General features: G+C 64.8%; 9 protein-coding genes and 1 pseudogene. 4 read left to right on the plus strand and 6 right to left on the minus strand.

Features of this window, described 5'->3' with window-relative positions; translation table 11 throughout:
* Nucleotides 1-483: 483 nt before the first annotated feature.
* The 4 genes from ACWDR4_RS49405 to ACWDR4_RS49420 form a co-directional block, all read right to left on the minus strand.
* Nucleotides 484-684: a hypothetical protein gene (locus ACWDR4_RS49405; RefSeq protein ID WP_450418690.1), complete on the minus strand. Its 201-nt coding sequence runs from the start codon at nucleotides 682-684 to the stop codon at nucleotides 484-486.
* On the minus strand, nucleotides 681-884 hold the full coding sequence (locus tag ACWDR4_RS49410; RefSeq protein WP_450418692.1) for a hypothetical protein: 204 nt from the start codon (nucleotides 882-884) through the stop codon (nucleotides 681-683). The genes ACWDR4_RS49405 and ACWDR4_RS49410 overlap by 4 nt, the downstream gene beginning before the upstream one ends.
* Nucleotides 881-1330: a hypothetical protein gene (locus tag ACWDR4_RS49415; protein ID WP_450418694.1), complete on the minus strand. Its 450-nt coding sequence runs from the start codon at nucleotides 1328-1330 to the stop codon at nucleotides 881-883. Before ACWDR4_RS49415 ends, ACWDR4_RS49410 begins: the two co-directional genes overlap by 4 nt.
* Nucleotides 1331-1474: 144 nt before the next feature.
* Nucleotides 1475-2659: a helix-turn-helix domain-containing protein gene (locus ACWDR4_RS49420; RefSeq protein WP_450418695.1), complete on the minus strand. Its 1185-nt coding sequence runs from the start codon at nucleotides 2657-2659 to the stop codon at nucleotides 1475-1477.
* Nucleotides 2660-3084: 425 nt separating this feature from the next.
* On the opposite strand from ACWDR4_RS49420, the pseudogene ACWDR4_RS49425 reads away from it, so the two are divergent.
* From ACWDR4_RS49425 to ACWDR4_RS49440, 4 genes and pseudogenes are all read left to right on the plus strand, one after another.
* Nucleotides 3085-3840 (plus strand): annotated as a pseudogene (locus ACWDR4_RS49425) (IS701 family transposase); the annotation flags it as partial.
* A 219-nt stretch (nucleotides 3841-4059) separates the two neighbouring features.
* Entirely contained in the window at nucleotides 4060-4230 is a 171-nt protein-coding gene (locus ACWDR4_RS49430; RefSeq protein ID WP_450418696.1) for a hypothetical protein, read from the plus strand.
* Entirely contained in the window at nucleotides 4197-5054 is an 858-nt protein-coding gene (locus tag ACWDR4_RS49435; RefSeq protein ID WP_450418698.1) for a hypothetical protein, read from the plus strand. Before ACWDR4_RS49430 ends, ACWDR4_RS49435 begins: the two co-directional genes overlap by 34 nt.
* A gap of 203 nt (nucleotides 5055-5257) precedes the next feature.
* The gene (locus tag ACWDR4_RS49440) at nucleotides 5258-6070 is read left to right on the plus strand and encodes a DUF3472 domain-containing protein (protein ID WP_450418700.1); all 813 of its coding nucleotides are present in this window, start codon (nucleotides 5258-5260) and stop codon (nucleotides 6068-6070) included.
* Here ACWDR4_RS49440 and ACWDR4_RS49445 read toward each other — a convergent pair.
* Nucleotides 5981-6352 carry a transposase gene (locus ACWDR4_RS49445; RefSeq protein ID WP_450418701.1) on the minus strand — a complete coding sequence of 124 codons (372 nt, stop codon included), beginning with the start codon at nucleotides 6350-6352 and terminating at the stop codon, nucleotides 5981-5983. The genes ACWDR4_RS49440 and ACWDR4_RS49445 overlap by 90 nt on opposite strands.
* Nucleotides 6353-6504: 152 nt before the next feature.
* Complete coding sequence (locus ACWDR4_RS49450) at nucleotides 6505-7308, minus strand: SCO2400 family protein (RefSeq protein WP_450418703.1); 804 nt, start codon at nucleotides 7306-7308, stop codon at nucleotides 6505-6507.
* Nucleotides 7309-7535 lie beyond the last annotated feature (227 nt).

Genomic DNA, 7535 nt, shown 5'->3' on the forward strand with positions numbered 1-7535 from the left:
AACTCCACGTCTACAAGCAGACACAGTAATCCCCCGGGGGGGGCGCGCGCCGGCCCGCCCCACCACAACCCCCCCCCCCCCCCCCCCCCCACGACCATGACCAGGGTTCCTCGCCCCCGCCGCCCCTACCCGTCCAATCCCTTTTGGGGCTGTGCCCCAATTCTGCGTAACAAATAGAGGCAGACCGGCACCGATCAGCTTGATGTCTTCCGCGCAAGGCATCACCGTGTCCGACTCACCCGGAGACGCCACCTCCAGCACGCACAGAATCAACTCCGCTTGCTGGCGGGAGAGTTCATGTACTCGCTTCCTCCACCGGGACCGGACTCAGGTGGTGGCAACAGCACGTGCACACCAGGTAGCGCAGTCCCGGAATACCGCTCTCCCGGGGCTTCGCGTCCTGGCACTGGTCGTGGGTGCCGATGGTGCAGAGGCTGGACAGGTACGGGGGTTCCGGAGGCCATGCCGGCTCGGGGGCGTGGGTCACTCGTCCGTCCCCTTGTCGGTGCTGGTCATTGGGTAGAGCGGAATCACGTTCCACGTGCCGCCCTTCGGGTCCTGGTGATCCCCGTCGTGCCCGTGGGGGAGGACGCACGCGCCCGCCTCGCTGAGGATCGGGGCCCGGTAGAACAGGGAGGCACGGACCGTCCCACACCGGTCGGTGGGCGTTGGCCGTGTAGTCATCGGTCGCCTCCGGCAGAGGCGTGACGGTAACTCGCCCAGAGTTCCCGCCCGCTCTCGCAGCCGTCCTGTGCCTTGCGCACGCTCTTGCAACCCTCGGCGCACTTGCGGGTGTGCTCGTGCCACAGGCGGTAGGCGCGCAGCATGGGCAACTCGGCCTGCCGCACGGCCGCACTGACTCTCGTACTCCGTACGCTGCTCATCGGGCGCCACCTCCGGCCGGGACGGAGGTGTGGATGCCGAGGCTGTCGATGTCGAGGTGGAAGTAGGCCGCTGGCACCATCACATGCCGCCGCCCCCACTTCAGTACGCGCTCCCGCGCCGTCCAGTACGGTCGTACGCGGGCGGTACGGGGTGCCGTGACCGTCTCCGGGACCAGGCTCTCGGTGAGGGCGGGCAGGTAGGGCCGTGACAGGCGGGACGCGGAACCGTCCAGAGGCGCCCGGTCGGTGCTGTACGGCGACCTGCGCTGAGCAGGCACCCGTACCACCAGATGGACGGGATCCTGTGCGTTCTTGCTGGTCATGACGGTTCGCATGGTCGTCGGTGTCTTCCGGCGGGTGCCGGTCGCGGGCAGCAGGCGGGCGAGGGCCCATAAGGCCAGGGCCGCCAGAGCCCAGTGCAGCGCGGTGGCGCTACGCTCGGCCATGTTCATCACTCCTTGAGGTGGTGGGCCACGCCCCCGGACCGGTCGCACGGTCGCGGGGGTCTTTGCACTTCCACATCGTGGTGACAACAGAAGGCCGGAACTATCAGACATCGCTGATAGCCCCGGCCTTTGCTTGACGGAATGTCACATACTGAGCCACGAACCGAAGTTGTTGAAGGTGTCCGGCATTCTGCGCTTGGCCGCTTCCAGACCGGCATAGGTCTCGCGCACTGTGGGGTGGTACCGGGTTTGCTGGGGTGCGAGCTTGCGGGCTCTCATCAAGCTCTTGAAAGCCGCGTCCGTACGGCCTGTCCACATCTCCGCCCGCGCGACTTCGGCGTGGTGGTGCGCCAGCCGGGACGGGGGCCACTCGTCCGGAATCGCGATCTCCTGCGCCGCGTGCACGGCCTCGGGGTACTGGTCGAGTTCCGCGAGCACGCTCACGCGGTGCACCCCGACGTTGGTCGGTCCGAACGACAGCCAGTGCACCTTCTCCGCCGGGCCGGTCCGCTCGGCGATGAGCTGTGCTTCACCGAGGTGTCCTTCCGCTGTCTCCGTGTCCTTGGAGCGACCCGCCAATACGGCGGCACCCAGGTGGAGTTGCCCGGTGAGAACATCACGCACACGGCCCGTCTCGGCCTGCTCCAGGGTGGCCATCCCCAGCCGTACCAGTCGCCCACCGGTGCGGTAGTCGCTCGCCCGGAGATAGGTCAGAGCCCGCAGATACTGACGCATCCCGGCGAGGACCGGGTCCGACGCGCGCTGTGCTGCCCAGTCCATGCGGTCCAGGGCCACCGTGCACAAGTCGGGGAACCCGAGCTTCGTGGTCACGTCGTACGCGGTCCGGTACATGCTCGCCAGCAACTGCCAGTTGCGGTCAACGGGTGTGGTGTGCGCGGTCGTTGTGGCCTCATGGATGAGCGCCGGTAGCTCGGCGGCGACCTGCTTGATGTTCGTCGCGCGGACCATGGCGCAGAGCCGATCCGCATCGGCCTCCAACTCCGCCACCGCGCGCGGAGTCACGTCCGGGTCAGGGCCCAGGTCGTAGATGTTCAGGGCCTCGCGGATCGGGTTGATCAGACCGTCCAGTTGGTCCTGTCGCAGTTCATCGAGGTAGGGCTGACCGGTCAGATCGGTGACCGCCACGGACAGCGCGCGGGCCAACGCCCCGGTGACCGACGGGCTCGCGGGCAGGTTGCCTTGTTCCACCTTTGTCAGCGTGCTGTACGAGACATGCGAGAGGTCGGCCAACTCACGTTGCGTCAACCGGCGGGCTTTGCGCGCGCGTGCGATGCGTGCGCCCGTGTGCTCGTCCATATGCGAGGGCATCGGGGCTCCGTTCTGACTCGACACCCAAACGGTACCTCTGGCAGTACCAGGGGAACGATGCGATTGATCCCCGCCCGGTGTCTGTGGGGAAGAGTTACCCAGCCTTGGGGTACTGAGTGCCATTAACGAACCTCAGACCAGCACCTTCACCAGCTCACGCGGACTTTGAAATCGTTCTGGCCGGAGTGAGGGTGCCTCGAAGCGGTAGCCCGGCGCTGTACGGAACCACACCTGCGCAAGAAGACACGACGGACTGCTCAGGATCCGGACCCCCGGCTCTTGTCCGAGACGAAACGGGCGGACGCCTGACAAGAATTGGCCTCGCGCTTTCGCAAGTGGGCCTGTCCGCGTCTTGATCAAATAGGCGGAGAGTGCCGCTGACCTTCAACGATGGGACTCGTCGAAGGGCCTGTCAGCTACAAGGGCCCGCCCTCGCCGCCCGCATGATCGGCCGCGCACCGGACGCAGGCGTCCCCACATCCTGGTTGGCCGGCGACAAGGTCTACGGAGGCAACCCGCACCTGCGGACCGAGCTGGAGAAACCGCAGGTCGGCTACGTACTCGCCGTCGCCTGCGACCATCAGATCACCACCCGAGCAGGCATGCTCCGCACCGACGCCCTGGTCAAGAAGCTACCGAAGAGGGCCTGGCAGAGACTCTCCGCTGGCACCGGAGCCAAGGGACATCCCTTCTACGACTGGGCCCTGGCCGACATCGCCGACGACCGGCCCGGCCACCACCAACTGCTCGTCCGCCGCAACCAGCGAACCCGTGAACTCGCCTTCTACCGCTGCTACTCACCGATCCAGGTTCCGCTGTCCACCCTGGTGCAGGTCGCCGGACGCAGATGGACGGTCGAGGAGACCTTCCTGTCCGGCAAGGGCCTGGCCGGACTGGACGAACACCAGGTCAGACGCTGGGCGTCCTGGCACCGCTGGGCCACGCTCGCGATGCTCGCCCACGCCTTCCTCACCGTCGTCCGCGCCGACGAACACACCCGCCACCCCAGACCGGACGGACTGATACCGCTCACCTCCAACGAGATCCAGCACCCGTTCATCCCGCTCGTCGTCCGACGCATCCACGACGCGGCCCACTGACTCGACTGGTCCCACTGGCGACACCGCCACCAGACACAATCCCAACCCAGCCACTATCAGCGGCAAGCCGCTCAAGCATGAAGATCGCGATCTACAACTGGAGCACTAAGGTCAAAATCATTGGCCATGAAACGACAGGCAGTGGCTTATTGAAATCCACTTTAACCTCACCAGCCTCGGAAGATTCAGTTTCTCCAAAGGAAGGTCACAGTACAGCCACAAGCGGTCTGCACCCGTGAAGGGAGTTCTTCTGAGCGTACCCTCTCAGCAGGCAGCACAAGTGGTTCTTGGGGAGTGGATGTGAGCGAACCCAGCGGGGGAATCGATGCCAAGTGGATCGCATTTGCGGGCGCGATTCTGGCTGCGATCATAGGGGGAGTATTTCTCCTGTTCGTACATGGCGGCGATTTGACCCAGGACGGTAACAACAACAATGCGTGCCAGCAGGTACAGACCTGCGAGCAGAAGTAGCGAACGAGAGCAAGCATGGGGGAAAAGTGCCAAGGGGGAATCTCGTAAGAGTTTGGGGCGCAGCGGCGATTTCGGCTCTTCTATTTCCGTCGGCGGCCTGCGACATCAACCAGAACGGAAACAGTAATTCTGCCTGCGCTTACGCGTTCAACTGCAAAATCAATCAGGGTGGAAAACAGAAGACGGTCGACTGCGAGAACGTTAAAACCCTTAAAGGGAAATCGGAAATCAAAGCTGCGCGACCGGAAGTCGTGTCGGATGAGCACCTTGGCGATGGGACTCGGCGCATCACTGCGGGATCGTATGCCCCAGCTGGTCTGTATATCCCGTTGACGGAGAATCCCTGTGCTTTTCGGCTCACCTTCGATGCACGGCTAGGTCAGGTGGTGGACACTGCGATAGGTGGCGGGAGCCCTTACGGATGGGGTTATGGATTCGGGGCGTGCGACCGTTGGCAGGCTGATGCTGTCTACGGGTTCCAGTTGCAGTACGGGATGATCGCCTATCCTGACGGAACACAAGCGGCGACACCTACCTGGCAGCCGTTGCCGTACAGAAATGAGACCGAAGAAAGGCTTCCGTCGGACCAGGTGACAGTCGATGATCAGTGGCACTCCTGGGACATAACTGTCACGGATGGAAAACTGACGACTTCGCAAGACACCCGAAAGTCACTGACCTTCAGCCTCACCAACGTCGGCGCTCGGAAGGATTCACGGGAAGCCAAGCTGCCCTCCGACTGTACGAATCGCGACATATTTATGCGCGTATACAACGCCGCAGTGGAATTCCAGAACATCAAGGTGCATCCGATCGATATGTGAAAATCGGTCGCCCCCGCGCGGTGAGCCATTACCTTCCGTCTGAGCGCAGCGAGGTAAAAGACGCGACCACGGAGGCAGCCATGGAGACCGAGGGCGCGCGGCCCGACCGTGTGGACTTACTACATGAGCGACCTGTAGTCGACTGAGACTTCGTCAAACGTCGCCGGAACCACCGATACAAGGGTGCTCGGCGCATTAGGGAGGTGGGGGAGATCAGCAGTGAAGTAGTCTGTCCCTGGGTATGGAGTCCTTCAAGGAATAAGCTTCTTGGACTCCTTGTGGCGGTCTGCACAGTATTCATGCTGAGCATTGCGCCAACGCAGGCAGCACAGCATCAGGACGCCAACGAATACGCGTTGTGGAACTTCGACGGCGCCAACGGGTTCTGGAACATCGACCAAGAAGTGCAGATCACTCAGAAGGCGAACCACTCGTACTGGGCTCTGGTGTGGGACTTTAGAGAGACTCCTGGCTCAGGCGGATATACGGGGCTGCAGACCGACGGCACACGCTTCAATCACACGACCGGTGACACGGCAATCTTCTCGCTGTGGAACGCAAACGCCAGCAGCGGGAGCAACTGCGGGTCGTTCGACGGCGAGGGCGAGGGGCGGAGCTGCCGACTCCCGTACGCCATCGATCCACAGGTCAACTACCGCTTCCGTGTGTGGCGCCTGGACGCGGACGCGAGTGGCCAGTGGTGGGGCGCATGGGTCCGGAACATGAAGACAGGTGTCGACACGCTGATCGGAAGGCTTCGTGTTGCGCCCAACCAGACCCTTCTCGGCGTCCCGTCTAACTTCAGCGAGTACTTCGGCACCGCCGTTGCCTGCAACAAAGTGCCCCAGTCGGTCGCTTACTTCACCCAGCCTGCGGCGAACTCACTGGGCAACGACGCGTACCAGTACTACTCAACGTACGCGTCCTCAACCCGCGGTAGCTGCACTGGCGGCAGTGTCAAGCTGGTCGACCTCGGGTGGACGAAGGCCGCCAAGGTGACACTCGGCGGGCCATGACAACGCTAGGGCAGCGCCGCACCTGGGGCTGGCGAGAGCCGAAGTGCACGTCGACGATGGAGCATATGGACACAGCGACGGGGTGCCATCGATGGTGGTCCACCGTGGCCCACGAAGCCAGCCGCGCACATCGTGCATCAGGCGCTCGACGCGTTTGCGGCCCACGTGGACGTCCTCGCGCTTCACGGCGTGCACGCGCGGCGAGCCGTAGATCCCGCCGGACTCGGCGTGGATCTCCTTGATCTGCTCGGTGAGTTCCACGTCGCGGCGCCTGTGCTGCACGGTTCCTTCTCTGCGTGGCGCTAGTGGTAGTAAGAGGAGGAGGGGACGGAGAGTTCAACATCCTCCGCATCTCGGGGGAACCTCAGAAACACCGGGCGGATTAACCCTGCCTGGGAACAAGAAGCAGCGCAGTGGAAAAACACTGCTGCCCCCTACGTGCACCACCACAGGAACTGCTCGCACGTCTCCGAGGGCGACGGTTCCGGGGTCGGGTCCGCTGTCGTCGGGTCCGTGGACGGGGTCGTCGAGTCCGTCGGGGTCGAGGACTCGTCCCTTGTCGGTGTCGGTGCCGTGCCGATCGGGGCCGACTGGGTGTCCTTGCTTCGGCTCGGTGAGGCCGTCGGGGACGGGGAGCCCGAGCTTTCCGACGCCGACGGGGATGCCGACCCCGACGGAGACGCCGAGTCGGATGCCTCGTCGTCCGCCGACGACGACTCGTCGGACAGGGGCTCCGCGGTGTCGCCGGCCTCCGTCGTCGCCGAGCCGTCCGCCGACTCGCTGCCGGCCGCCGCGGGCTTCGGGTTCGATCCCGGCGCGTCTATGCCCAGTTCCGCGAGGCTCAGTCCGCCCGCCGCGAGGACGAACCCCGCGGCGACGAGCAACGTCCGCTTGCGGCGCCGCCGGTGCGCCGCGGCCTTGCGGTCACGTCGGCTGCCGGCAGGCTGTTCAGCGGCCTCGTCCTCGTCGTCGTACTCATCGGAGTCGGCGGTGTCGGCGGTGTCGGCGGTGTCGGCGGCTGCCGCCTCGGACTCGATGGTCTCGCGGCCACGCCCGCGTCCACGCCCTGCCCTCCGGGCCTCCGCCCGCCCAGGACGCCGTACCTCATCGGCACCGCCCTCTTCCGGGCGCGCGTCGGTGTCCTCCGCGTACGGGTGGAGAGGCGCTATCGATGAGCCGCACCCCGGGCAGGCAAGTGCGCCGTTGAGGTGCCGTTGGCACTGGTGGCAGAAGTCCATGACGCGGGAAGAATAAGTTCCTCGCGGGGCGCGTTCCTAGGGGTACCCGTGAAGTTTCCGTGCGGAAGCGGTGTTTCGCGTTTGGCCGGTTGGGGGCAAGCCCGACCATTCCGCGCCATCTTCTGACATGCCTGCGGGGGCTGGGGGCTCAGGGCCGGTCGGTCCGGCCCTGTGCAGCTTTCGCTCCACCCGCTCAAGATCAGCCAGCACCGGGTCGTACGTCAGCA

It is taken from the genome of Streptomyces sp. NPDC000878 (assembly GCF_053599695.1).